The sequence below is a fragment of the Kitasatospora sp. NPDC088264 genome, from assembly GCF_040685715.1.
Taxonomy (GTDB): Bacteria; Actinomycetota; Actinomycetes; order Streptomycetales; family Streptomycetaceae; genus Kitasatospora.
The window spans coordinates 20274-45079 of sequence record NZ_JBFBIR010000013.1; the positions used below are offsets into that span (position 1 = coordinate 20274).

General features: G+C 71.7%; 23 protein-coding genes and 1 pseudogene. 20 read left to right on the top strand and 4 right to left on the bottom strand.

Annotation, left to right across the window (positions count from 1 at the left end):
- The first annotated feature begins 53 nt into the window (after positions 1–53).
- The 13 genes and pseudogenes from AB0O82_RS13140 to AB0O82_RS13200 all read left to right on the top strand — a co-directional run.
- Positions 54–419, top strand: coding sequence for an isomerase (locus AB0O82_RS13140; RefSeq protein ID WP_363583066.1), 366 nt, complete (start codon positions 54–56; stop codon positions 417–419).
- A 74-nt stretch (positions 420–493) separates the two neighbouring features.
- On the top strand, positions 494–994 hold the full coding sequence (locus AB0O82_RS13145) for a hypothetical protein (RefSeq protein WP_063350972.1): 501 nt from the start codon (positions 494–496) through the stop codon (positions 992–994).
- A 128-nt stretch (positions 995–1122) separates the two neighbouring features.
- Positions 1123–2034 (top strand): pyridoxal 5'-phosphate synthase lyase subunit PdxS, encoded by a 912-nt coding sequence (gene pdxS / locus AB0O82_RS13150; RefSeq protein ID WP_063346811.1) that lies wholly within the window; start codon positions 1123–1125, stop codon positions 2032–2034.
- 90 nt (positions 2035–2124) lie between these two features.
- The gene (pdxT, locus tag AB0O82_RS13155) at positions 2125–2742 is read left to right on the top strand and encodes a pyridoxal 5'-phosphate synthase glutaminase subunit PdxT (RefSeq protein ID WP_363583068.1); all 618 of its coding nucleotides are present in this window, start codon (positions 2125–2127) and stop codon (positions 2740–2742) included.
- Positions 2743–2822: 80 nt separating this feature from the next.
- A complete protein-coding gene (locus AB0O82_RS13160) occupies positions 2823–3581 on the top strand; it encodes a YebC/PmpR family DNA-binding transcriptional regulator (protein WP_363583070.1) in 759 nt (252 codons plus the stop codon).
- 165 nt (positions 3582–3746) lie between these two features.
- Positions 3747–4289 carry a crossover junction endodeoxyribonuclease RuvC gene (gene ruvC, locus AB0O82_RS13165; RefSeq protein WP_363583072.1) on the top strand — a complete coding sequence of 181 codons (543 nt, stop codon included), beginning with the start codon at positions 3747–3749 and terminating at the stop codon, positions 4287–4289.
- Positions 4286–4897: a Holliday junction branch migration protein RuvA gene (ruvA, locus tag AB0O82_RS13170; protein WP_063346808.1), complete on the top strand. Its 612-nt coding sequence runs from the start codon at positions 4286–4288 to the stop codon at positions 4895–4897. The genes ruvC and ruvA overlap by 4 nt, the downstream gene beginning before the upstream one ends.
- Positions 4898–4943: 46 nt before the next feature.
- Positions 4944–6020, top strand: a complete 1077-nt coding sequence (gene ruvB, locus AB0O82_RS13175) for a Holliday junction branch migration DNA helicase RuvB (protein ID WP_363583074.1) — start codon at positions 4944–4946, stop codon at positions 6018–6020.
- Between the two features lie 259 nt (positions 6021–6279).
- A complete protein-coding gene (gene yajC / locus AB0O82_RS13180; RefSeq protein WP_363583076.1) occupies positions 6280–6687 on the top strand; it encodes a preprotein translocase subunit YajC in 408 nt (135 codons plus the stop codon).
- A gap of 236 nt (positions 6688–6923) precedes the next feature.
- A complete protein-coding gene (gene secD / locus AB0O82_RS13185) occupies positions 6924–8624 on the top strand; it encodes a protein translocase subunit SecD (RefSeq protein ID WP_363583270.1) in 1701 nt (566 codons plus the stop codon).
- A 4-nt stretch (positions 8625–8628) separates the two neighbouring features.
- Positions 8629–9726 (top strand): protein translocase subunit SecF, encoded by a 1098-nt coding sequence (secF, locus tag AB0O82_RS13190; protein ID WP_363583078.1) that lies wholly within the window; start codon positions 8629–8631, stop codon positions 9724–9726.
- A 25-nt stretch (positions 9727–9751) separates the two neighbouring features.
- Positions 9752–10303, top strand: coding sequence for an adenine phosphoribosyltransferase (locus AB0O82_RS13195; protein WP_363583080.1), 552 nt, complete (start codon positions 9752–9754; stop codon positions 10301–10303).
- Between the two features lie 304 nt (positions 10304–10607).
- Positions 10608–12911, top strand: a pseudogene (locus AB0O82_RS13200) (bifunctional (p)ppGpp synthetase/guanosine-3',5'-bis(diphosphate) 3'-pyrophosphohydrolase); the annotation flags it as partial.
- Between the two features lie 62 nt (positions 12912–12973).
- On the opposite strand, the gene AB0O82_RS13205 reads toward AB0O82_RS13200, so the two are convergent.
- Together AB0O82_RS13205 and AB0O82_RS13210 are read right to left on the bottom strand one after the other, a co-directional pair.
- Entirely contained in the window at positions 12974–14203 is a 1230-nt protein-coding gene (locus AB0O82_RS13205; protein WP_363583082.1) for a DUF349 domain-containing protein, read from the bottom strand.
- Positions 14204–14468: 265 nt separating this feature from the next.
- Positions 14469–15311 carry a peptidylprolyl isomerase gene (locus AB0O82_RS13210; protein WP_363583084.1) on the bottom strand — a complete coding sequence of 281 codons (843 nt, stop codon included), beginning with the start codon at positions 15309–15311 and terminating at the stop codon, positions 14469–14471.
- Positions 15312–15585: 274 nt separating this feature from the next.
- On the opposite strand from AB0O82_RS13210, the gene AB0O82_RS13215 reads away from it, so the two are divergent.
- The 4 genes from AB0O82_RS13215 to AB0O82_RS13230 all read left to right on the top strand — a co-directional run bounded on the left by AB0O82_RS13215 (position 15586) and on the right by AB0O82_RS13230 (position 19947).
- Entirely contained in the window at positions 15586–16293 is a 708-nt protein-coding gene (locus AB0O82_RS13215; RefSeq protein ID WP_363583086.1) for an MBL fold metallo-hydrolase, read from the top strand.
- 11 nt (positions 16294–16304) lie between these two features.
- Positions 16305–17567 (top strand): histidine--tRNA ligase, encoded by a 1263-nt coding sequence (hisS, locus tag AB0O82_RS13220; RefSeq protein ID WP_063346798.1) that lies wholly within the window; start codon positions 16305–16307, stop codon positions 17565–17567.
- A complete protein-coding gene (gene aspS / locus AB0O82_RS13225; protein WP_363583088.1) occupies positions 17564–19345 on the top strand; it encodes an aspartate--tRNA ligase in 1782 nt (593 codons plus the stop codon). The genes hisS and aspS overlap by 4 nt, the downstream gene beginning before the upstream one ends.
- A 92-nt stretch (positions 19346–19437) precedes the next feature.
- Complete coding sequence (locus AB0O82_RS13230) at positions 19438–19947, top strand: N-acetyltransferase (RefSeq protein WP_363583090.1); 510 nt, start codon at positions 19438–19440, stop codon at positions 19945–19947.
- A 4-nt stretch (positions 19948–19951) separates the two neighbouring features.
- Here the strand turns inward: AB0O82_RS13230 and AB0O82_RS13235 are convergent, their stop codons facing one another.
- Positions 19952–20968, bottom strand: coding sequence for a LysR family transcriptional regulator (locus AB0O82_RS13235; RefSeq protein WP_363583092.1), 1017 nt, complete (start codon positions 20966–20968; stop codon positions 19952–19954).
- A 209-nt stretch (positions 20969–21177) separates the two neighbouring features.
- Between AB0O82_RS13235 and ppk2 the strand changes: the two genes are divergently transcribed.
- The 3 genes from ppk2 to rpsD all read left to right on the top strand — a co-directional run bounded on the left by ppk2 (position 21178) and on the right by rpsD (position 24356).
- Positions 21178–22017, top strand: a complete 840-nt coding sequence (ppk2, locus tag AB0O82_RS13240) for a polyphosphate kinase 2 (RefSeq protein WP_363583094.1) — start codon at positions 21178–21180, stop codon at positions 22015–22017.
- A gap of 50 nt (positions 22018–22067) precedes the next feature.
- Positions 22068–23417, top strand: a complete 1350-nt coding sequence (locus AB0O82_RS13245) for a replication-associated recombination protein A (RefSeq protein WP_363583096.1) — start codon at positions 22068–22070, stop codon at positions 23415–23417.
- A gap of 324 nt (positions 23418–23741) precedes the next feature.
- Positions 23742–24356, top strand: a complete 615-nt coding sequence (gene rpsD, locus AB0O82_RS13250; RefSeq protein WP_063346792.1) for a 30S ribosomal protein S4 — start codon at positions 23742–23744, stop codon at positions 24354–24356.
- Positions 24357–24466: 110 nt separating this feature from the next.
- Here the strand turns inward: rpsD and AB0O82_RS13255 are convergent, their stop codons facing one another.
- Positions 24467–24793, bottom strand: coding sequence for a tetratricopeptide repeat protein (locus AB0O82_RS13255; RefSeq protein WP_063346791.1), 327 nt, complete (start codon positions 24791–24793; stop codon positions 24467–24469).
- Positions 24794–24806: the final 13 nt, after the last annotated feature.

Consider the following 24806-nt stretch of genomic DNA (forward strand, 5'->3'; position numbering starts at 1 on the left):
CGGCGGCGTTAGGGTCGGTCGACCGTATTCGGGCACGACGCATGGGGGCACCGATGCCGCAGATCTCCGTCGACTACTCGCCGAGCCTGGCCGGCTCCTTCGACCGCCGGGCGCTGGGCGTGGCGATCAACCGGCTCGCGGTGGGGACGATCGACGCGAAGCCGGAGGCGTGCAAGACGCTGTTCCGGCAGAACGACGACTTCGTGGTGGGGGAGGGCGAGGGGGCCGCCGCGCAGGTGTACGTCGAGTTCCAGATCTTCCCGGGCCGTACGCCGGAGGCGAAGGCGGCGCTCAGCGAGGGCGTGCTGGCGCTGCTGGCGGAGCACGTCGCGCCGGCGCCGGGCACCCGGCTGCACACCGCGGTGAACGTCTCCGACATCGACCGCGGGTCCTACCGGAGCGCGAGCGCGGAGGGCTGAGCCGGTGACACCCGGTAGCGTTGCGCCCCGTGACTACCTGGATCTGGGCCGGCGTGGCCGTGGTGCTCTTCGGCATGTACCTGAGTTGGACGGCCGGTCGGTTGGACCGGCTGCACGCCAGGATCGACGCGGCGCGGGCCGCGTTGGACGCGCAGCTGGTCCGTCGGGCCTCGGTGGCGATGGAGCTGGCCACGTCCTCGCTGCTGGACCCGGCGGCCTCGCTGCTGCTGCTGGACGCGGCGCACGCGGCCCGGCAGGCCGAGGACGACCAGCGTGAGGTGGCGGAGAGCCAGCTGAGCCTGGCGCTGCGGGCGGTCTTCGCCGAGCCGGAGCAGGTGGCGGCGCTGGTGGCGGAGCCGGGCGGGGAGGACGCGGTGCGCGACCTGACGGCGGCGGTGCGCCGGGCGCCGATGGCGCGCCGGTTCCACAACGACGCGGTGCGGGCGGCGCGGGCGGTGCGCGAACACCGTCTGGTGCGGTACTTCCGGTTGGCGGGGAAGGCCCCGTTCCCGCTGGCGTTCGAGATGGACGATGCCCCGCCGCCCGCGCTCACGCCCGAAGGGGCACCCGCCTAGGCTGTGCTCGGATACGGCCCGTTTGTCGCATCCCGTCGTCCGGGCTGGACTTGGTGGCGCATGGTTGCGTCACCCGTTCCGCCTACCATAGGGCGATAGCACTGGTTCATCTTCGAGTGAGGTCTCACGTGTCCACCACCCCCACCACCGCAGACCAGCCGCAGATCGGTACCGCCCGGGTGAAGCGCGGCATGGCCGAGCAGCTCAAGGGCGGTGTGATCATGGACGTGGTCAACGCCGAGCAGGCCAAGATCGCCGAGGACGCCGGCGCGGTGGCCGTCATGGCGCTGGAGCGGGTTCCGGCCGACATCCGCAAGGACGGCGGCGTGGCCCGGATGTCCGACCCGAACATGATCGAGGAGATCATCGAGGCGGTCTCCATCCCGGTGATGGCCAAGTCGCGGATCGGTCACTTCGTCGAGGCCCAGGTCCTCCAGTCGCTCGGCGTCGACTACATCGACGAGTCCGAGGTGCTGACCCCGGCCGACGAGGTCAACCACTCCGACAAGTGGGCCTTCACCACCCCCTTCGTCTGTGGCGCCACCAACCTGGGCGAGGCCCTGCGCCGCATCGCCGAGGGCGCGGCCATGATCCGCTCGAAGGGCGAGGCCGGCACCGGCAACGTCGTCGAGGCCGTCCGCCACCTGCGCCAGATCAAGAACGAGATCGCCAAGCTGCGCGGCTTCGACAACAACGAGCTGTACGCCGCCGCCAAGGAGCTGCGCGCCCCGTACGAGCTCGTCAAGGAGGTCGCCGAGCTCGGCAAGCTGCCGGTCGTGCTGTTCTCCGCCGGTGGCGTGGCCACCCCGGCCGACGCCGCGCTGATGCGCCAGCTCGGCGCCGAGGGCGTCTTCGTCGGTTCGGGCATCTTCAAGTCGGGCGACCCGGCCAAGCGCGCCGCCGCCATCGTGAAGGCCACCACCTTCTTCGATGACCCGAAGATCATCGCGGACGCCTCCCGCAACCTCGGCGAGGCCATGGTCGGCATCAACTGCGACACCCTGCCGGAGACCGAGCGCTACGCCAACCGCGGCTGGTAGTCGCCCCTTGTGCCGGCCCGTCGCAGCGCCTCGGCGCGCGGCGGGCCGCGTCACGTACATCCGTAGAACGATCTAACGAGGTTGAAGACCGTGAGCACTCCAGTCATCGGCGTCCTCGCCCTCCAGGGTGACGTCCGCGAGCACCTGGTCGCGCTGGCCGAGGCCGACGCGCTCGCCCGCCCGGTGCGCCGTGCCGAGGAGCTGGCCGAGGTCGACGCGCTGGTGATCCCCGGCGGGGAGTCCACCACCATGTCCAAGCTGGCGCTGCTGTTCGGCGTGATGGACCCGCTGCGCGAGCGGGTCGCCGCCGGGATGCCGGTGTACGGCACCTGCGCGGGAATGATCATGCTGGCCGACAAGATCCTGGACGGCCGGGACGACCAGGAGACCGTCGGCGGCATCGACATGACCGTGCGCCGCAACGCCTTCGGCCGCCAGAACGAGTCCTTCGAGTCCGGTGTCGCCTTCGAGGGCCTGGGCGACGCGCCGGTGCACGGCGTCTTCATCCGGGCCCCCTGGGTCGAGGGCGTCGGCGCGGGTGTCGAGGTGCTGGCCGAGCTGCCCGCCGCGGACGGTCCGGAGAGCCGGATCGTGGCCGTGCGCCAGGGCAACCTGCTGGCGACCTCCTTCCACCCGGAGCTCACCGGCGACCACCGCGTGCACGCCTACTTCGTCGCGATGGTCGAGGAGTACCTGGGGCGGCGCTGACCGTGTGCGCCTTTCCGGTGACGACACCGGTAAGATCTCATCTGTTTCATTTCCCTTTGGCGACGTAAAGGAGCTGGCGAATGTCCGGCCACTCTAAGTGGGCTACCACCAAGCACAAGAAGGCCGTGATCGACGCCAAGCGCGGCAAGCTCTTCGCCAAGATGATCAAGAACATCGAGGTGGCGGCGCGCACCGGCGGTCCCGACCCGGCCGGCAACCCGACCCTCTACGACGCCATCCAGAAGGCGAAGAAGAGCTCGGTCCCGATCGACAACATCAACCGCGCCGTCAAGCGCGGTGGCGGTCTGGAGGCCGGCGGCGCCGACTACCAGACCATCATGTACGAGGGCTACGGCCCGAACGGCGTCGCCGTCCTGATCGAGTGCCTCACCGACAACCGCAACCGCGCCGCCTCCGACGTGCGCGTCGCGATGACCCGCAACGGCGGCTCGATGGCCGACCCGGGCTCGGTGTCGTACCTGTTCACCCGCAAGGGCGTCGTGATCGTCCCCAAGGCTGACGGCGTGGACGAGGACAAGCTCTTCGAGGTCGTCCTCGACCAGGAGCCCGAGGAGATCAACGACCTCGGCGACTCGTTCGAGATCGTCTCCGAGGCCGCCAAGATGGTCGCCGTGCGCACCGCGCTGGTGGACGCCGGCGTCGACTACGACTCGGCCGAGGCCAACTTCCTCCCGAGCATGCAGGTCGAGCTGGACGTCGACGGCGCCCGCAAGATCCTCAAGCTGATCGACGTGCTGGAGGACAGCGACGACGTGCAGAACGTCTTCGCCAACTTCGACATCTCCGACGAGGTCGGTGCGCAGCTCGACGCCGAGTGATCGTTCTCACTCCCCGGCCCGGCGGTCTTCCGACCGCCGGGCCGGTGTCTTTGCGGGCGCTGTCGGACCCGGACGGTAGCCTTCGCAGGTCGCCCGCCGTGGGCCGGAGGGCGTGCCCGGGCCGGAGCGCCCGGAGGCGGGCGGCGACCAACGAGAGGCGGGGCTGTGGTACGGGTACTGGGCGTGGACCCGGGGCTGACCAGGTGCGGGATCGGCGTGGTCGAGGGTGCGCCGGGGCGGCCGCTGCGGATGGTCGGGGTCGGCGTGGTGCGCACCCCCGCCGAGGACGAGATCGGGCGGCGGCTGCTGCTGGTGGAGCAGGGCATGGAGGCCTGGCTCGACGAGCACGAGCCGGAGCTGGTCGCCGTCGAGCGGGTGTTCGCCCAGCACAACGTCCGGACGGTGATGGGCACCGCCCAGGCCAGCGCGGTCGCGATGCTCTGCGCCACCCGGCGCGGCATCCCGGTCACCCTGCACACCCCGAGCGAGGTCAAGGCCGCCGTCACCGGCTCCGGCCGGGCCGACAAGGCGCAGGTCACGGCCATGGTGCAGCGCCTGCTGCGGCTGGACGCCCCGCCCAAGCCCGCCGACGCCGCCGACGCGCTGGCGCTGGCCATCTGCCACATCTGGCGCGGCAGGGCGGTCAACCGCCTGGAGGCCGCGGTACGGGCGGCCCGCGCCACCCCCCTGAAAGGAAGCAGCCGGTGATCGCCTTCGTGCAAGGGCCCGTGGCGGCCATCTCCTCCGGACTCGCCGTGGTCGAGGTCGGCGGGGTCGGCATGGCCGTGCAGTGCACGCCGAACACGCTGGCCGGGCTCCGGCTGGGTGAGCCCGCCCGGCTCGCGACCTCGCTGGTGGTCCGGGAGGACTCGCTGACCCTGTTCGGCTTCGCGGACGACGACGAGCGCGCCGTCTTCGAGATCCTCCAGGCCGCGCCGGGCGTCGGCCCGAAGCTGGCGCAGGCGATCCTCGGGGTGCACAGCCCCGACGCGCTGCGGGCCGCGGTGGCCGGCGGCGACGAGAAGGCGCTGGTGGCCGTGCCCGGCATCGGGAAGGCGAAGGCCGCCAAGCTGCTGCTGGAGTACAAGGACAAGCTGGGAGCCCCGCACGGCGCGGTGCCGGCGCAGAAGCCGATCGCGAGCGGTCCGGCCCCCTGGAGCGAGCAGCTGCACTCGGCGCTGACCGGTCTCGGCTACGCTCCGCGCGAGGCGGACGAGGCGGTCGTGGCCGTCACCCCCGAGGCGGAGGCCCAGCAGACGCCGGACGTCGGCGCACTGCTCCGGCTCGCCCTGCGCGGCCTCAACCGATCCCGCTAAAGCCATCTGGCGATCTGTCCTCTTGTCGACTTTGGAGCATGTGCTGATGAGTCCGTACGACTCGGACCCGGGCGACCGGCTGGTGACGGCCGCCGCCGACGGGGAGGACCAGGCGGTCGAGGCGGCGCTGCGCCCCAAGGTGCTGGACGAGTTCATCGGTCAGGAGCGGGTGCGCGAGCAGCTGTCCCTGGTGCTCCAGGCGGCCCGCAAGCGCGGCAGCGCGCCCGACCACGTGCTGCTCAGCGGGCCGCCCGGGCTGGGCAAGACCACCCTGTCCATGATCATCGCCGCCGAGCTGGGCGCCCCGATCCGGATCACCTCCGGTCCGGCGATCCAGCACGCGGGGGACCTCGCGGCGATCCTCTCCTCGCTCGCCGAGGGCGAGGTGCTCTTCCTCGACGAGATCCACCGGATGTCCCGTCCGGCCGAGGAGATGCTCTACATGGCGATGGAGGACTTCCGGGTCGACGTGATCGTCGGCAAGGGCCCGGGCGCCACCGCCATCCCGCTGGAACTGCCGCCCTTCACCCTGGTCGGCGCCACCACCCGGGCCGGCCTGCTGCCGCCCCCGCTGCGCGACCGCTTCGGCTTCACCGGGCACATGGAGTTCTACGCCCCGGCCGAGCTCGAACGGGTGGTGCGCCGCTCGGCCACCCTGCTGGACGTGGAGATCGACCCGGCCGGCGCCGCCGAGATCGCCGGCCGCTCGCGGGGGACGCCGCGCATCGCCAACCGGCTGCTGCGCCGGGTCCGCGACTTCGCGCAGGTGCGGCACGACGGCCAGGTCACCGCGGAGATCGCCGCCCGGGCGCTGGACGTCTACGAGGTGGACGCCCGCGGTCTGGACCGGCTGGACCGCGCGGTGCTGACCGCGCTGCTGCGGCTGTTCGGCGGCGGGCCGGTCGGTTTGTCGACTCTCGCGGTCGCGGTGGGGGAGGAGTCCGAGACGGTCGAGGAGGTGGCGGAGCCCTTCCTGGTCCGCGAGGGCCTGCTCGCCCGGACCCCGCGCGGCCGGATCGCCACCGCGGCGGCCTGGCAGCACCTCGGGCTGACCCCGCCGGTCCAGGCCAACCGGGGCGCCGTGCCCGCGCAATCCGAACTCCTCCGGGCCGACGAGGGCTGAACGGGTGATCGCCGCCCGCCGGTTCCCGGGAGGCGTCCGATGCGCCACCCCGGTGAGTGGCCCGCGTGCGAGCCGGGGGCGAAGTCCGGGGAAACTGTGCAGGCGGAGGGTCGCCACTTTTGGCGGCAGGATGCGATGCTTGGCGTTGTCCGATCAGTTCGGGGTCGCCTAGACTCCGCCGGACCGCCCCGCTCACCTGACGGGCCGACCAATACCACACAGGCCGCCGGTCGGCGGCCCGTAAAGGACCCTGGCTGCAGTGAACTTCATCATCCTTCTCCTCCCGATCATCGCGATCGTGCTCATGTTCCGGTCGCAGAAGAAGCGCCAGTCGCAGATGCAGCAGATGCAGACCTCGCTGGAGCCAGGGGCGGGGGTGCGCACCATCGGCGGCCTGTACGCCCAGGTGAAGGCGGTCAACGAGGAGACCATCGAGCTGGAGATCGCGCCCGGCGTGGTCACCCACTTCACCAAGAGCGCGATCGCCGCTGTCCTGGACCCCCAGGAGTACGACGCGATCATCAACGGCCGCCCCGCCGATGACGAGCTGGCCGAGCCGGAGGCCGAGGACGCCGACGCCGAGCCGGTCGAGGACAAGCCGCTGACGCTCACCAAGGACGGCGGCGCCAAGGGCGACGTCGAGGGCGGGGCTCCCGCGAGCAAGTAGTACGGTCGGGCACCAGCCCGGCCGCGCGGCCCAGTGCCGCGAGCCCACAGGACCTCAGGGCCGCAGAACCGCCATGCCCCCGTCCCGCCACAAGCCGGACGGGGGTCCGGTTGGGGGAGTGGCATGGACAGGGAGAAACGAGCAAGGTGGCAACACCCAAGTCGCGCCCGCGCGACGGCTACCCAGGGCGGGCGCTGGCCCTCATCCTGGTCGTCACCGTCGGACTGGTCGCCCTCATGTTCGGGACGGGCCACACCAAGCCCCGGCTCGGAATCGACCTCGCCGGTGGCACCAGCATCACGCTGACCGCGAAGTCGACAGACCCCAAGGCGATCACCAAGTCCAACATGGACATCGCCACCGGGATCATCGAGCGCCGCGTCAACGGCATGGGTGTCTCCGAGGCGGAGGTGCAGACCCAGGGCGACAACACGATCATCGTGAACATCCCCAAGGGCGGCAACCAGCAGAACGCGGCGGACCAGGTGGGTACCACCGCCAAGCTGTTCTTCCGCCCGGTCCTGGCGGTGGCGCCCAGCGGCTTCACGCCGCCGGCGCCCACCGGCTCCCCCTCGGCCACCGGCACCCCGAGCGCGGCCCCGTCCGCCGGGTCCACCGCCTCGGCCGGCGCGAGCGCGTCCGGCACGCCCAGCGCGAGCGGCAGCAAGCAGGGCCGCCCGGCCGGTGAGGCGCTGGCCGCCGACGCCAGCCCGAGCGCCGCCGCGACGGGCGCGAGCACCGCCCCGAGCGCCGCCACCACGCCGTCCGCGCCCGCCACCCCGCCCAGCGCCGCGGACGTCAGCGCCGCGATGACCCAGGGCACCGTGCCGCCGGAGCTGGCCACGGCCTTCACCAACCTCGACTGCACCAAGCCGGAGGCCCGCGCGGCCCAGACCGGCCCCGAGGACAAGGCCGTCGTCGCCTGCTCGCAGAAGCCCGAGAACGGCTACTACGAGAAGCTCGTCCTCGGCCCCGTCGCCGTGAAGGGCTCGGACGTCTCCAAGGCCCAGCCGAGCCTCGACACCCAGACGGGTGCCGGCTGGCAGGTCCAGCTGCAGTTCAACGGCGCCGGCACCGACGCCTTCACCAAGGTCACCGGCCAGCTCGCCACCCAGGCCCCGCCGAACAACCAGTTCGCGATCGTGCTGGACAACCAGGTCGTCTCGCACCCCGAGGTCAAGAACGTGATCCCCGGCGGCAGTGCCGTGATCACCGGCCGCTTCAGCCAGGCCGAGGCGCAGGACCTGTCCAACGTGCTGGGCTACGGCGCCCTGCCGCTGGAATTCAGCAAGGGCGAGATCACCACCGTCTCCCCGGCGCTCGGCGGCGACCAGCTCATGGCCGGTCTGGTCGCAGGCGTGATCGGCATGCTGCTGGTGGTGCTCTACTCGCTGGTCTACTACCGCGGCCTCGGCCTGGTCTCGATCGCCGGTCTGCTCGTCTCGGCGGCCCTGACCTACTCGATCATGAGCCTGCTCGGCGCCGGGATCGGCTTCGCGCTGAACCTGCCCGCGGTCTGCGGTGCGATCGTCGCGATCGGCATCACCGCCGACTCCTTCATCGTCTACTTCGAGCGCATCCGCGACGAGGTCCGCGAGGGCGCCCCGCTGCGCCCGGCGGTCCAGCGGGCCTGGCCGCGCGCCCGGCGCACCATCCTGGTGTCGGACTTCGTGTCCTTCCTCTGTGCCGCCGTGCTCTACGTGGTCTCGGTCGGCAAGGTCCAGGGCTTCGCGTTCACCCTGGGGCTGACCACCGCGCTGGACGTCGTGGTGATCTTCCTCTTCACCAAGCCGGTGATCACGCTGCTGGCCCGGCGCAAGTTCTTCGCCAACGGTCACCCGTGGTCCGGCCTGGACCCGAAGCGGCTGGGCGCCCGCCCGCCGCTGCGCAGCAGCCGTCGCCGTAGCCCCTCCTCTGCCGCCGTGAAGGAGGCCTGACACCGTGTCACGCTTCTCCAATCTGGGACACCGGCTCTACCAGGGCGAGGTCAGCTTCGACTTCGTCGGGCGCCGTAAGCTCTGGTACTCCATCTCCGGCGTGATCGTGCTGATCGCGGCGATCGGTCTGGCGATGGGCCTGCACCTGGGCATCGAGTTCAAGGGCGGCTCGGTCTACACCGTGACCAAGCCGGGGCTGACCGTCTCGCAGGCGCAGGAGACGTCCGACAAGATCGTCTCCTCGCACCCGCTGGTGCAGTCGACCGACAACGGCAAGATCCGCATCCAGGTCAGCACCGAGGAGCCGAAGAGCTCGGACGAGATCCGCGCTCAGCTCTCCGAGAAGCTGGCCGTGCCGCTGGACACCGTCGAGGCCCAGGTGATCGGCCCCAGCTGGGGCAAGCAGATCTCCTCGAAGGCGCTCACCGGCCTGATCATCTTCATGGTCCTGGTGACGGTCTACCTGGCGATCGCCTTCGAGTGGCGGATGGCGGTGGCGGCCCTGGTCGCCCTCATCCACGACCTCCTGATCACCATCGGCGTGTACGCCCTGGTGGGCTTCGAGGTCACCCCCGGTACGGTGATCGGCTTCCTGACCATCCTCGGGTACTCGCTCTACGACACGGTCGTCGTCTTCGACACCGTGAAGGAGAACACCAAGGACCTCACCAAGCAGAACAAGCTCACCTACAGCGAGGCGGCCAACGCGGGCCTCAACCAGACCCTGGTGCGTTCGCTCAACACCACCGTGGTCGCCCTGCTCCCGGTCGCCGCGCTGCTGTTCATCGGCGGTGGCCTCCTGGGTGCCGGCACGCTGAACGACATCTCGCTGGCGCTGTTCATCGGCCTCGCGGCCGGTGCCTACTCGTCGATCTGCGTCGCCACTCCGCTGCTGGCGCAGCTCAAGGAGGAGCAGCCGGAGATGAAGGCGCTGCGCAAGCGGGTCCTGCAGCACCGGGCCGCGGCCGCTGCCAAGGCCGCCGGCGAGGTGCCGGCGGACGAGGAGATCGCGGACGAGGACCTGCCTGCGGGTATGGTCGGTCAGCGCGGCCGGGCGGCCGGCACCACGCGTGCCAAGGGCCGTCCGTCCACCAAGCGCTGAACCGACCCGATCGTAAGGACACGCCGTGACCACCGCCGACACCGCACTGGCCGATCTGTTGAACAGCCGGATCCGGGACGTCCCGGACTACCCGAAGCCGGGTGTGCTGTTCAAGGACATCGCGCCGCTGCTGGCCGACGCCGAGGCCTTCGGCGCCCTCACCAGGGCGCTGGCGGACCGGGCGCGGGAGCTCGGGGCGACCAAGGTGGTGGGCCTGGAGGCGCGCGGCTTCGTGCTGGCGGCTCCGGCGGCCTTCGCGGCCGGGCTCGGCTTCGTGCCGATCCGCAAGCAGGGCAAGCTGCCCGGTGAGGTGTTCCGGCGCTCGTACGAGCTGGAGTACGGCTCGGCGACGCTGGAGGTGCAGTGCGACGCCTTCGCGCCCGGTGAGCGGGTGCTGGTGGTGGACGACGTGCTGGCCACCGGTGGCACCATCGGCGCCTCGCTGGACCTGGTGAAGGAGGCCGGCGCCGAGCTGGTGGGCGTCGTGGTGCTGATGGAGCTGGGCTTCCTGGACGGCCGGGAACGGCTGTCCGGGCACCTGAACGGCGCCCCGCTGGAGACGCTGGTCACGGTCTGAGGGACCTGAACGAAGGGCGGCGGTCGGATCATCCGACCGCCGCCCTTCCGTTTCCGGCCCGGGTGGATGAACGCCGGGGCGCCCGGCTCGGTACCATGAAGATTCACCCCCTCCCGGTTGCGTCCGACCGTACGGGCCGCGGCAGGGGTCGGCCCCGGTGCCCCGAGGAGAGTCCTTGCCCGACGAGGTTGTGCCCACGGCAGAAGCGGCCGCCCCCGACAACCGTCCCACGCCCTCGGGGGCCACCCCGGCACGCCCGGCGCCGACCTCCTCGCGACCGACCGGCCCCACCGGGCGCGGCTCCTCCTCGGGTGGCATGCGCGCCCGCCTGGCCCGCCTCGGCGGCCAGCGCTCCAGCGTGCTCAACCCCGTGCTGGAGCCGCTGTTCCGGTCGATCCGGGCGAACGACCCGAAGGCCGACCCGGCGCTGCTGCGGGACATCGAGCGGGCCTACGCCGTCGCCGAGAAGTGGCACCGCGGGCAGAAGCGCAAGAGCGGCGACCCGTACATCACCCACCCGCTGGCGGTGGCCACCATCCTGGCCGAGCTGGGGATGGACGCCCCGACCCTGATGGCCGGGCTGCTGCACGACACCGTCGAGGACACCGACTACGGCCTGGAGACCCTGCGCAAGGACTTCGGCGACTCGGTGGCGCTGCTGGTGGACGGCGTCACCAAGCTGGACCGGGTCAAGTTCGGCGAGGCCGCGCAGGCCGAGACCGTCCGCAAGATGGTCGTCGCGATGGCCAAGGACCCGCGGGTCCTGGTGATCAAGCTGGCCGACCGCCTGCACAACATGCGCACGATGCGCTACCTCAAGCGGGAGAAGCAGGAGAAGAAGGCCCGCGAGACGCTGGAGATCTACGCCCCGCTGGCGCACCGGCTGGGCATGAACACCATCAAGTGGGAGCTGGAGGACCTCGCCTTCGCGATCCTCTACCCCAAGATGTACGACGAGATCGTCCGGCTGGTCGCCGAGCGCGCCCCCAAGCGGGACGAGTACCTGGCGACCGTCATCGACCAGGTCCAGGGGGACCTGCGCGGCGCCCGGATCACCGCCTCCGTCACCGGCCGGCCGAAGCACTACTACTCGGTCTACCAGAAGATGATCGTCCGGGGCCGGGACTTCGCCGAGATCTACGACCTGGTGGGCATCCGGGTCCTGGTCGACACCGTCCGCGACTGCTACGCGGCGCTGGGCACCATCCACGCGCGGTGGAACCCGGTGCCGGGGCGGTTCAAGGACTACATCGCGATGCCCAAGTTCAACATGTACCAGTCGCTGCACACGACGGTGATCGGCCCCGGCGGCAAGCCCGTCGAACTCCAGATCCGCACCTTCGACATGCACCGCCGGGCCGAGTACGGCATCGCCGCGCACTGGAAGTACAAGCAGCGCGCCGTGGCCGGCGCGTCCAAGGTCCGCACCGACACCCCGACCCAGGTCCGCAAGGACGACAAGGCCGGCGCCGTCAACGAGATGGCCTGGCTGCGGCAGCTGCTGGACTGGCAGAAGGAGACCGCCGACCCGGGCGAGTTCCTGGAGTCGCTGCGCTTCGACCTGGCCAGCAACGAGGTCTTCGTCTTCACGCCCAAGGGCGACGTGATAGCCCTGCCGGCCGGCGCGACCCCGGTCGACTTCGCCTTCGCGGTGCACACCGAGGTGGGCTACCGGACGATAGGGGCCCGGGTCAACGGGCGGCTGGTGCCGCTGGAGTCGACGCTGGAGAACGGCGACGCCGTCGAGGTGTTCACCTCCAAGGCGGAGAACGCCGGACCGTCCCGGGACTGGCTGGGCTTCGTCAAGTCGCCGCGCGCCCGCAACAAGATCCGCGCCTGGTTCTCCAAGGAGCGCCGCGAGGAGGCGATCGAGCACGGCAAGGAGGCGATCGTCCGGGCGATGCGCAAGCAGGGCCTGCCGATCCAGCGGATCCTGACCGGCGACTCGCTGGTCACCCTGGCCCACGAGATGCGCTACCCCGACATCTCCTCGCTCTACGCCGCGATCGGCGAGGGCCACGTCACCGCGCAGAACATCGTGCAGAAGCTGGTCCAGGCGCTCGGCGGCGAGGAGGGCGCCACCGAGGACCTCGCCGAGACCGCGACCCCGACGCACGACAACCGCCGGGCGGCGCGCCGCCGGGCCAAGGGCGACCCGGGCGTGATCGTCAAGGGCGTCGAGGACGTCTGGGTCAAGCTGTCCCGCTGCTGCACCCCGGTGCCGGGCGACCCGATCGTCGGCTTCGTGACCCGCGGCAACGGCGTCTCGGTGCACCGCGCCGACTGCGTCAACGTCGAGTCGCTGAGCCAGCAGCCCGAGCGGATGATCGACGTCGAGTGGGCCGCCACCCAGTCCTCGGTGTTCCTGGTGGCCATCCAGGTCGAGGCGCTGGACCGCTCCCGGCTGCTCTCGGACGTCACCCGGGTGCTCTCAGACCAGCACGTCAACATCCTGTCGGCGGCGGTGCAGACCTCCCGCGACCGGGTCGCGATGAGCCGCTTCACCTTCGAGATGGGCGACCCGAAACACCTCGGCCACGTGCTCAAGGCCGTGCGCGGTGTCGAGGGCGTCTACGACGTCTACCGCGTCACCTCGGCCCGCAAGTAGCGCCCCGAGCGCGAGAGAGGGCCCCGGGAGATCCCGGGGCCCTCTCTCGCGCGTTCGGCGGATCAGCCGCTGAACTCCTCCTGGCTGCGGTGCGCCTGCTCCAGCAGGGTCTGCACGCCGGCCAGCTCGTTCTCCAGCTTGGCGATCCGGCCGGCGTTGCCGGCGGCGCGGGCCTTGTCCAGATCGGCCCGGATCTTGTCGGCCTTCGCCTCGAACAGGCCGACCATGCCGGCGGCGCGCGCCTTGGCCTCCGGGTTGGAGCGCCTCCACTCGGCGTCCTCGGCCTCGCGGATGGCCCGCTCGACCGTGTTCAGCCGGCCGTCCAGCTTCGGACGGGCGTCGCGCGGCACGTGCCCGATCGCCTCCCAGCGCTCGTTGACCTCGCGCAGCGCCGCCTTGGCGGCCTTCAGGTCGGTGATCGGCAGGATCGCCTCGGCCTCGGTGGCCAGTGCCTCCTTGAGCTTCTGGTTGGCCACCTGCTCGGCGTCCCGCTCGCTGAACACCGCGGAACGGGCCTGGAAGAAGACGTCCTGCGCGCCGCGGAACCGCGCCCACAGCTCGTCCTCGATGTCCCGCTGGGCCCGGCCGGCGGACTTCCAGCGCGCCATCAGGTCGCGGTAGGCGGCCGCGGTGTCGCCCCACTCGGTGGACGAGGACAGCGCCTCGGCCTCGGCGACCAGCGCCTCCTTGGTCTGCCGGGCCTGCTCGCGCTCGGCGTCCAGGGTCGCGAAGTGCGCCTTGCGGTGCTTGGAGAAGACCGAGCGGGCGTGCGAGAAGCGGTGCCACAGCTCGTCGTCGCTCTTGCGGTCCAGCCGGGGCAGGCCCTTCCAGGTGTCCACCAGGGCGCGCAGCCGGTCCCCGGCCTCCCGCCACTGGGTGGACTCGGCGAGCTGCTCGGCCTCGGAGACCAGCGTCTCCTTGGCGGTGCGGGTCTCGTCCTGGGCCTTGGCGCGGGCGGCCTTGCGCTCCTCGCGCCGGCTCTCGATCTCGCCGGCGAGCGTGTCCAGCCGCTTGGCCAGGGCGGCCAGGTCGCCGACCGCGTGCCCCTCGGTCACCTGGGCGCGCAGGTGGTCCAGCGCGGCCTGGGCGTCCTTGGCGGCCAGGTCGGTGGTGCGCACCCGCTTCTCCAGCAGGCCGATCTCCACCTCGATGCCCTGGTACTTGCGCTCGAAGTAGGCGAGGGCCTCCTCGGGCGAGCCGGCCTGCCAGGAACCCACGACGTGTTCGCCGTCGGCCGTCCTGACGTAGACCGTGCCCTGCTCGTCGACACGGCCCCACGGGTCGCTGCTCATAGCGCGTCCTCCACATGACGTCGCGCCCGCGCCGGGGCGGCGCGCGTCCGTCGTCCACAGTTGATGTGCGGCGGACCGATGAGTCCGCCGTCCCCGTCCGCCGTGACTTGCTGCCGAGGGTGACGGCCAGGCGGGTGCGGGCACCCTGATACAACGCCAACATAGGCGACCAGCCCCGGTGCTGTCCGCATCCGGGCCGGGCGATTTCGGGCCGGGGCCGCGCCGAGGCGCTTCGGGCGCCCCTTGCGGGCGGCCCCGGGAGATGTCAACTCTTCGCGGTGGTCACCGAGTTGAAGGTGACGTCGGCCATCGGGTGGCCGTCCGGGGCACCCTCCAGGGTGCCCGCGGCGGCGATCTTCTGCACCGCGTCCAGGCCCCCGGTGATCTTGCCGAAGGGGGTGTAGTTCGGGGGCAGCTGGGTGTCCTTGTAGACCAGGAAGAACTGGCTCCCGTTCGTGCCGGGGCCGGAGTTGGCCATCGCCACGGTGCCCGCCGGGTAGGTCGCGCCGGTCAGGTTCTCGTCCGCGAACTTGTAACCGGGGCCGCCGGTGCCGCCCGGGACGGTCGCGCTGGCGGTCGGGTCGCCGCACTGGAGCACGAAGATGCCGTCGGTGGTGAGGCGGTGGCACTTGGTGTGGTCGAAGTACTTCTCCCCGGCCAGGAAGACGAAGGAGTTCACCGTGTGCGGGGCCTTGGCCGCGTCGAGCGCGAGCGTCACCTTGCCGCAGTTGGTGTCCAGCGTCGCGGTGTACGAGCCGCCCGCGTCGATCGCCATGGCCGGCTCGGCCTGCCACTGCTTGCCGTTCGGCGCGCCCGGCGCCGGATCGGCGCAGCCCTCGACCGGCTTGCGGGTCGGGGTGGTCGGCTCGGCGCTCTGGCTCGGCGCGGCCTGGGCGGAGGAGGCGGCCGAAGCCGACTTGTCCTTGTCCGAGCCGAACGCGCCGGTGCCGACCAGCGCACCGCCGCCGGCCAGCACCACGACGGCGAGCGCGGCGCCCAGGATCGTGTTGCGGCGCCTGCGCGCGGACCGCGCGGCGACCCGCCGCTCCATCTGGCGCTCGTACTTCTCTCGGGCGAGCTGCCGCCGCCGCTGTTCGCTGCTGACCACCGGCCGTGTCTCCTACGGATGTGCTGGGAAAGTGGATGGGTACCGAAGCGGATCATCGCATCCATCGGCGGCCAAGTGTAGGGACCGGGCCTGTAAGAACGCGGTGAACCTGTCAGTGCGAACCGCGCGCGCCACCCCTATCTGGTTCGCAACCGCACCCGCACCGCCGGTAGGCTGCCTTTACCTCACTGGTTTGCTGCATGACTGGTGGCTGCATCCGACCCGGCCGCCGCGACCGTAGCCGCCACTGCCGACCGCATCACGAAGGACGCGCGTGTTCATCGCCGGATTCCCCGCTGGAGCCTGGGGCACCAACTGCTACCTGGTCGCCCCGGCGGCGGGCGAGGAGTGCGTCATCGTCGATCCCGGCCACCAGGCGGCGCGCGGTGTCGAGGAGGTGGTCCGCGAGCACGGGCTCAAGCCCGTCGCCGTGGTGCTCACGCACGGCCACATCGACCACGTGGCCTCGGTGGTCCCGGTCTGCGGCGCCCGCGGCGTCCCGGCCTGGATCCACCCCGAGGACCGGTACATGATGTCCGACCCGGAGAAGGCCCTCGGCCGCGCCCTGGGCACCCAGCTGATGGGCGAGCTCACCGTCGGCGAGCCCGACGACGTGCGCGAGCTCACCGACGGCGCCGTGCTGGAGCTCGCCGGCCTGCAGCTCACCGTGGACCACGCCCCGGGCCATACCGGGGGGTCGGTGACCTTCCGGACGCCCGGTGCCGAGGACCTCCCCCCGGTGCTGTTCTCGGGCGACCTGCTGTTCGCCGGCTCCATCGGGCGTACCGACCTCCCGGGCGGGGACAGCGAGGCGATCATGCGGTCGCTGGCCCGGGTGTGCCTGCCCCTCGACGACACCACCGTGGTCCTCTCCGGCCACGGCGGACAGACCACCATCGGCCACGAGCGCGCCACCAACCCCTACCTCCGACAGGCAGCAGGGGCGGCCGGCGCCCAGGCTTTCCCGCGACGAGGAATGTGACGGAAGAGAAGTTGAGCACCTTCACCGCCCCCAAGGGCACCTACGACCTGCTGCCCCCCAGCTCCGCGACCTTCCTGGCGATCCGCGAGCGCATCGCCGCGCCCGCCCGCCGGGCCGGCTACGGCTACGTCGAGACCCCGGTCTTCGAGGACGTGAAGCTCTTCTCCCGCGGCGTCGGCGAGTCCACCGACATCGTCAGCAAGGAGATGTACAACCTCACCACCCGCGGCGGCGACGAGCTCGCGCTGCGCCCGGAGGGCACCGCCTCGGTGCTGCGCGCCGCCCTCCAGGCCAACCTGCACAAGCAGGGCAACCTGCCGGTCAAGCTCTGGTACTCCGGCTCGTACTACCGCTACGAGCGCGCCCAGAAGGGCCGCTACCGCCAGTTCTCCCAGGTCGGCGCCGAGGCGATCGGGGCCGAGGACCCGGCCCTGGACGCCGAGCTGATCATCCTCGCCGACGACGCCTTCCGCTCGCTGGGCGTGCGCGACTACTCGCTGCTGCTCAACAGCCTCGGCGACAAGCAGTGCCGCCCGGTCTACCGCGCCGCCCTGGTCGAGTTCCTCGCCGGCCTGGACCTGGACGAGGACACCCGCCGCCGCGCCGACATCAACCCGCTGCGCGTCCTGGACGACAAGCGCGAGTCGGTGCAGGCCCAGCTGGTCGACGCGCCCAAGCTGCGCGACTACCTGTGCGAGGAGTGCAAGGCGTACGACGAGAAGGTCCGCGAGCTGCTCACCGCGAACGGCGTGGCCTTCGTCGACGACCCGAAGCTGGTCCGCGGCCTGGACTACTACACCCGCACCACCTTCGAGTTCGTGCACAACGGCCTCGGCGCCCAGTCCGCGATCGGCGGCGGCGGCCGCTACGACGGCCTGTCCGAGATGATCGGCGGCCCGGCGCTGCCGTCCGTCGGCTGGGCCCTCGGCGTGGACCGCACCTTCCTGGCGATGGAGGCCGAGGGCATCGTCCTCGACCTGCCCGCCGCGACCTCCGTGTACGCCGTCGCGCTCGGCGAGGAGGCCAAGAACGTCCTGTTCGCCAAGGTGGTCGAGCTGCGCCGGGCCGGCGTCGCCACCGACCTCGCCTTCGGCGTCAAGAGCATCAAGAACGCCATGAAGTCCGCCGACCGGTCCGGCGCCCGCTTCGCCCTCGTGGCCGGGGACCGGGACCTCGCCGACGGCGTCGTCCAGCTCAAGGACCTGACCACCGGCGAGCAGAACCCCGTCGCCCTCGACGCACTCGTCACCACCCTGAAGGAGAAGCAGCTGTGATCCGCACGCACGACGCGGGCACGCTCCGCCCGGAGCACGCAGGCACCACCGTCACCCTGGCCGGCTGGGTCGCCCGCCGCCGCGACCACGGCGGTGTCGCCTTCATCGATCTGCGCGACGCCTCCGGCACCGTGCAGATCGTGGTCCGCGACCTCGACTCGGTGCACGGCCTTCGCGCCGAGTACTGCGTCAAGGTCGTCGGCGACGTCCGGGTGCGCCCCGACGGCAACGAGAACCCGGACATCCCGACCGGCGCGGTCGAGGTCGTCGTCAGCGAGATCGAGGTCCTCTCCGAGGCCGCCCCGCTGCCCTTCCCGGTCGCCGAGTACGAGCCGGGCACGGTCAACGAGGAGGTCCGGCTGCGCTACCGCTACCTGGACCTGCGCCGCGAGGGCCCGGCCAAGGGCCTGCGGCTGCGCTCGAAGGTCAACAACATCATCCGCCGGGTGATGGAGGAGAACGACTACCTCGACATCGAGACGCCGTACCTCACCCGCTCCACCCCCGAGGGCGCCCGCGACTTCCTCGTCCCGGTCCGCCTGCAGCCCGGCCACTGGTACGCGCTGCCGCAGTCGCCCCAGCTGTTCAAGCAGCTGCTGATGGTGGCCGGCATGGAGCGCTACTACCAGATCGCCCGCTGCTTCCGCGACGAGGACTTCCGCGCCGACCGGCAGCCGGAGTTCACCCAGCTCGACATCGAGGCCTCGTTCGTCGACCAGGAGGACATCCTGGCCCTCGGCGAGAAGATCGTCGGCTCGATCTGGCGCGAGGTGCACGGCTACGAGCTCCCCAACCCGCTGCCCCGGATGACCTACGCGGACGCCATGGCCCGCTACGGCTCCGACAAGCCGGACGTCCGCTTCGGACAGGAACTCACCGACCTCACCGAGTACTTCAAGGGCACCGAGTTCCGCGTCTTCCAGGCCCCGTACGTCGGCGCCGTGGTGATGCCCGGCGGCGCCTCGCAGCCCCGCAAGGCGCTCGACGCCTGGCAGGACTGGGCCAAGGCGCGCGGCGCCCGCGGCCTGGCCTACGTCGTCATCGACGCCGAGACCGGCGAGCTGCGCGGCCCGGTCGCCAAGAACCTGTCCGAGGAGCACCTGGCCGGCCTGGCCGCCGCCGCGGGTGCCAGGAACGGCGACGCGATCTTCTTCGCGGCCGGCAAGCAGCGCCCCTCGCAGGAGCTGCTGGGCGCCGCCCGTCTGGAGATCGGCCGCCGCTGCGAGCTGATCGACGCGTCGCAGTGGGCCTTCCTCTGGGTCGTCGACTTCCCGATGTTCGAGCCGATCGAGGACGACAAGGGCGAGTTCCAGGGCTGGCACGCGGTGCACCACCCGTTCACCGCCCCGACCGCCGAGTCGCTCGCCACCTTCGACACCGACCCGGGCTCGGCCCTGTCCAACGCCTACGACCTGGTCCTCAACGGCTCGGAGCTGGGCGGCGGTTCGATCCGTATCCACCAGCGCGACGTGCAGAAGCGGGCGTTCGACGCGATCGGCCTCTCCGAGGAGGAGGCGGCCTCGCAGTTCGGCTTCCTGCTGGACGCCTTCAACTACGGCCCGCCGCCGCACGGTGGCGTCGCCTTCGGCCTCGACCGCATCGTCACCCTGCTCGGCGGGTACGACACCATCCGCGACGTCATCGCCTTCCCGAAGACGTCCACCGGCGGTGACCCGCTGACCGGCGCCCCGACCCCGATCACCCCGGCCCAGCGCCGGGAGGCCGGCGTGGACGCCAAGCCGAAGCTGCGCGAGGACGCCGCGAAGTCCGAGGCCTGACACCGGATCCGCTAACCTTCAACGGCCCCGGACGGTCCACCCACCGTCCGGGGCCGGTCCACAATGACGTGTGACACAAGGAGGGTTGACTCATGCAGGTGATCACAAGGGTCGAGTGTCCGGATGACGCCCCGGCGACCAGACGCGTCCACATGGCCGCGTTCCCCGGCCCCGACGAGGCGGACCTGGTCGACGCACTGCGCCGCGATCCGGCCTGGCTGCCCGGGCTGTCGCTGGTCGCGGTCGACGAGACCGGGCTGGTGATCGGGCACGCGCTGCTGACCCGGCTGCGGGTCGGCGAGGACGGCGCGGGCCTCGCGCTCGCGCCGGTCGCCGTCGCGCCCGAGTGGCAGCGCAAGGGCGTCGGCGAACTCGTCGTCCGGGCCGCGCTGTCGGCGGCCGAGGAGGCGGGGGAGAAGCTCGTGGTCGTCCTCGGCGACCCGGAGTACTACGGGCGGTTCGGCTTCAGCGCGGCCGGTCGGCACGAGGTCAGCGGGCCGTTCGAGGTGCCGGACGCCTACTTCCAGGCGCTGCCGCTGCCCGGGTACGACGGCGCTCCGCGCGGGCTCTGCCGCTACCCCGAGGCCTTCGTGGCGGTGTAGACCGTCAGGTCGGCTCCACCGACCGCGTTCCCACCCGGGGCTCCGTCCCACCCGACGTTCCCACCCGGGGCTCCGTTCCACCCGACGTTCCCACCCGGGGCTCCGTCCCACCCGACGATCCCAGCCGGCCGAAGGGGACCGTGACCCGGCAGCTGCGCACGAACGCGGCCATCGCCGGCGTGAGTTCGCGGTCCTTCGGCCAGTACAGCCCGACCAGGCTCGGGCTGAGCCCCCGCACCGGCCGGTACGCGACGTCATCCCGTACGGCCAGCCGGCTCATCGTCTCCGGTGCGAAGCCGACGCCCTGACCGCACACCACCGCGGCCAGCCACTCGTCGGTGTTGTGCGCCACCGCGCCGATCCGCACCGGACGCCCGTCCCGCTCCCGGCCCGCCAGCCAGTACTCGCGCCAGTGCCCGGCCTCGTGCGGTATCGCCACGAACGGCTCGTCCAGCAGGTCCTCGACGGACAGCTCGGCCCGGTCCGCCAGCCGGTGCCCGGTCGGCAGCGCCACGACCCGCGCCTCCTCGCCGAGCACGGCGACGTTGTAGTGCTCGACCAGCCACGCCGGGCCGTGCCAGAGCGTCAGGTCGATCTCGCCGGTGGCCAGGCCCGAGGTCGGGTCGAACCAGTTGTTCTGCCGCAGCTCCACCTGCCAGCCGGGCATCCGCCGGGCGAAGTCGGCGACGGTGCTGCGGGTCATCAGGTTGATGATGCCGCCCTCGAACCCCACGCGCAGCACCGAGCCCTGCTCGGCGGCGGCCGCCCGGGTGGCACGCAGCGCGTCCTCCCAGCCGGCCAGCATCGCCCCGGCGTAGTCCGCCAGCGCCCGCCCGGCCGGGGTGGGCGCCATGCCGCGCCGCGAGCGCTCGAACAGCGCGACCCCGAGCAGCGATTCCAGCTGGCGGATCTGCTTGGTGAGCGTCGGCTGGGAGACGAACAGCCGGGCCGCGGCGGCGGTCAGCTGACCCTCCTCGCAGACCGCGGCGAAGCTGCGCAGCAGGCGGGTGTCGACATCCATGCCCCAAGGTTATGGAACCGGATATTGGACCCGTCCGGCAGGTGTGGGTCAAGGTTGGTCGTTCGGCGTTCACGCCGACCGGACGGGGGAGCGCGGCAGCGGCGGTTCAGGGGGCCGCCGCTGCCGCCCACCCGTCCGCCGACCTGCGGGGGCGGCCTCCAGCGCCTACGGTGAGTGCTCATCAGCAGCAGCCGGACGGAGGACCCCAGGTGGCCGAGGAGCAGCGGACCGCGAAGCCGGAACGACTCGCGAGGAAGCCGTACGAGCGGGAACTGCTGCGGCTCCAGCAGGAACTGGTGAAGCTCCAGGAGTGGGTGCGGGTCGAGGGCGCCCGGCTGGTGGTGGTCTTCGAGGGGCGCGACGCCGCCGGCAAGGGCGGCGCGATCAAGCGGGTGACGGAGTACCTGAACCCGCGCATCGCCCGGGTCGTGGCGCTGCCGACCCCGACCGAGCGGCAGAAGACCCAGTGGTACTTCCAGCGGTACGTCGAGCAGCTGCCGGCCGCGGGGGAGATCGTGCTGTTCGACCGCAGCTGGTACAACCGGGCCGGCGTCGAGCGGGTCATGGGCTTCTGCACGGACGAGCAGTACTGGCAGTTCCTGCACCAGTGCCCGACCTTCGAGCGGATGCTGATCGAGGAGGGCGTCCTGCTGCGCAAGTACTGGTTCTCGGTGAGCGACACCGAGCAGGAACGGCGCTTCCGGGACCGGCTGGAGGATCCGATGAAGCGTTGGAAGCTCTCCCCGATGGACGTCGAGTCGATCACCCGTTGGGAGGACTACTCGCGGGCCAAGGACGAGATGTTCGTCTACACCGACACCCCGGACTCGCCCTGGCACGTGGTGGAGAGCGACGACAAGCGGCGGGCCCGGATCAACATGATCGCCCACCTGCTCTCCACCGTGCCGTACCGCGAGATCACCGCCCCGCAGATCGACCTGCCGCCCCGCCCGGCCCCGCGCGGCTACCAGCGGCCCCCGCGCGACCTGCAGAAGTACGTCCCGGACCACGCGGCCCGCCTCGATCGGCGGGCGGCCCGGGCGCGATGAGGCCGGCTCGCTCCGGCGGGTGTGTCGGCGGCCTCGCATAGGCTTCCGGTGTGGACGAACCGGACCTCTTCACCGCCGCCGCCGAGGAACGCCAGAGCAGGGAGCCCGGCCGGGCGCCGCTGGCCGTACGGATGCGTCCGCGCACCCTGGACGAGGTGGCCGGGCAGCGGCAGCTGCTGAAGCCCGGGTCGCCGCTGCGGCGGCTGGTCTCGGGCTCGCGCGGGCCGGCGGCGACCAGCTCGGTGATCCTCTGGGGCCCGCCCGGCACCGGCAAGACCACCCTCGCGCACGTGATCAGCCAGGCCGTGGAGGGCCGCTTCGTCGAGCTGTCCGCGATCACCGCCGGGGTCAAGGAGGTCCGGGCGGTGATCGACGGCGCCCGGCGGGCGGTCGGCATGTCCGGCCGGGAGACGGTGCTGTTCCTGGACGAGATCCACCGCTTCTCCAAGGCCCAGCAGGACTCGCTGCTGCCGGCCGTGGAGAACCGCTGGGTCACCCTGATCGCGGCGACCACGGAGAACCCGTACTTCTCGGTGATCTCCCCGCTGCTGTCCCGCTCGCTGCTGCTCACCCTGGAGTCGCTGACCGACGAGGACGTCCGCGCCCTGCTGCGCCGCGCGGTGGCCGACGAACGCGGCCTGGGGGGCGCGTTGGACCTGACGGCGGAGGCCGAGGACCACCTGGTGCGCCTCGCCGGCGGTGACGCCCGGCGGGCGCTCACCACGCTGGAGGCCGCGGCCGGGGCGGCGCTGGAGAAGGGCGAGGCGAGCATCACGCTGGCCACCACGGAGACGGCCGTCAACCAGGCGGCGGTGCGCTACGACAAGGACGGCGACCAGCACTACGACGTGGCGAGCGCGCTGATCAAGTCGATCCGGGGCAGCGACGTGGACGCCACCCTGCACTACCTGGCCCGGATGATCGAGGCGGGGGAGGACCCGCGGTTCATCGCCCGCCGGCTGATGATCTCGGCCAGCGAGGACGTCGGCCTGGCCGACCCGACGGCGCTCCAGACGGCGGTCGCGGCGGCCCAGGCGGTGGCCCTGATCGGCTTCCCGGAGGCGCGGATCATCCTCTCCCAGGCGGCGATCGCGCTGGCCCTGGCGCCCAAGTCCAACGCGGCCTACCTGGCGATCGACGCGGCGCTGGCGGACGTCCGGCAGGGGCTCGCGGGCGCGGTGCCGCCGCACCTGCGGGACGCGCACTACGGCGGCGCGGGCAAGCTCGGCCACGGCCGGGGCTACCAGTACCCGCACGACCTGCCGGAGGGCATCGCGGCCCAGCAGTACGCGCCGGACGCGGTGCACGGCAAGGACTACTACCAGCCGACCCGGCGCGGCGGCGAGGCCCGCTACGCGGACGTCGTGGAGTGGACGCGGGGCCGGCTCAGGGGCGAGTGAGAAGGGGCGGTCGAGCACCCGGTACAATCGGTCGGAGTGCCACGTCCCGGGACGGCGGCGGGGGAGACCCCACCGACCGGCCACACCAGCGGGGCATCGGCCGTAGGCCTCCTCCGGGAGGCCCGCACCAGGAGCGTCGCGCACCGTTTCGGTGTCGCGGACGGCCCGGGTTTCCGGGCTGTTCCGTGTGACCAGCACTTTTGTGCCCGGCTCCGGAGAGCGGCTGACCGCATCGCCTCGGCGATGGGTTGTCTCCGGGTCGCGAGATGCGACCTCCGTCAACACCTGGTGAAGCCGTATTCGTAAGCAAGGAAGGTTTGGTTCATGGCGAACCAGAAGCGTCCCAAGGTCAAGATCGCGCGTGCGCTCGGCGTGCCGCTGACCCCGAAGTCCGTCAAGTACTTCGAGGCCCGCCCGTACCCGCCCGGCCAGCACGGCCGTGGTCGCAAGCAGAACTCGGACTACAAGGTCCGTCTGCTCGAGAAGCAGCGTCTGCGCGCCCAGTACGACCTGAGCGAGAAGCAGATGGCGCGCGCGTTCGACCGCGCGAAGAAGGCCGAGGGCAAGACCGGTGAGGCGCTCGTCGCCGAGCTGGAGACCCGTCTGGACTCGCTGGTGCTGCGTTCGGGCATTGCCCGCACCATCTACCAGGCCCGCCAGATGGTCGTCCACGGCCACATCGAGGTCAACGGTGGCAAGGTCAACAAGCCGTCGTACCAGATGAAGCCGGGCTTCGTGGTGACCGTCCGCGAGCGCAGCAAGGAGAAGGTCCCGTTCCAGGTCGCCCGTGAGGGTGGCTACGCGGGCGAGGGCCAGACCCCGAAGTACCTCGAGGTCAACCTGAAGGCCCTGGCCTTCCGCCTGGACCGTGCGCCGCAGCGCAAGGAGGTCCCGGTGATCTGTGACGAGCAGCTGGTGGTCGAGTACTACTCGCGCTGACCCGCGGCGGTTCCGCATCTGCGGTACCTCAGCGAGCCCCCGTCGCCTTTCGAGGCGGCGGGGGCTCGCCCCTTTTCCGGTGGCAGCTCCTGGTGCCGGCCGGACAGGACCTAGCGGTTCTCGCCGGTCATCGCCGCGGCCAGCCGCAGGTGCGGGCGGGCCTCCTCGGCGCGGCCCTGGCGCTCCAGGGTGCGGCCGAGCATCAGCCGGGCGTAGTCCTCGGCCGGGTCGGTGTCCAGGATCCGGAGCAACTCGGCTTCGGCGCGCCCGAGTTGGGCGGAGTGGTAGTAGCTGCGGGCCAGCAGCAGCCGGACCGAGAGGTTGGCCGGTTCCTCGGCCAGCACGCCCTCCAGCATGCGGGCGGCGTCGGCGTAGGCCTTGGACTCGAAGTGGAACGTCGCGAGGCGGTACTCGTCGGCGGCGGTGGTCACGGCCACGGGGTGCTCCTTC

Coding starts and splice junctions, on each gene's coding strand:
- secD (WP_363583270.1), top strand. CDS start 6,924: ATGTTCGGGACGGGCCACACCAAGCCCCGGCTCGGAATCGACCTCGCC.
- AB0O82_RS13145 (WP_063350972.1), top strand. CDS start 494: ATGTACCTGAGTTGGACGGCCGGTCGGTTGGACCGGCTGCACGCCAGG.
- AB0O82_RS13205 (WP_363583082.1), bottom strand. CDS start 14,203: ATGAGCAGCGACCCGTGGGGCCGTGTCGACGAGCAGGGCACGGTCTAC.
- ruvB (WP_363583074.1), top strand. CDS start 4,944: ATGAGTCCGTACGACTCGGACCCGGGCGACCGGCTGGTGACGGCCGCC.
- AB0O82_RS13235 (WP_363583092.1), bottom strand. CDS start 20,968: ATGGATGTCGACACCCGCCTGCTGCGCAGCTTCGCCGCGGTCTGCGAG.
- rpsD (WP_063346792.1), top strand. CDS start 23,742: ATGGCGAACCAGAAGCGTCCCAAGGTCAAGATCGCGCGTGCGCTCGGC.
- AB0O82_RS13160 (WP_363583070.1), top strand. CDS start 2,823: ATGTCCGGCCACTCTAAGTGGGCTACCACCAAGCACAAGAAGGCCGTG.
- AB0O82_RS13230 (WP_363583090.1), top strand. CDS start 19,438: ATGCAGGTGATCACAAGGGTCGAGTGTCCGGATGACGCCCCGGCGACC.
- AB0O82_RS13140 (WP_363583066.1), top strand. CDS start 54: ATGCCGCAGATCTCCGTCGACTACTCGCCGAGCCTGGCCGGCTCCTTC.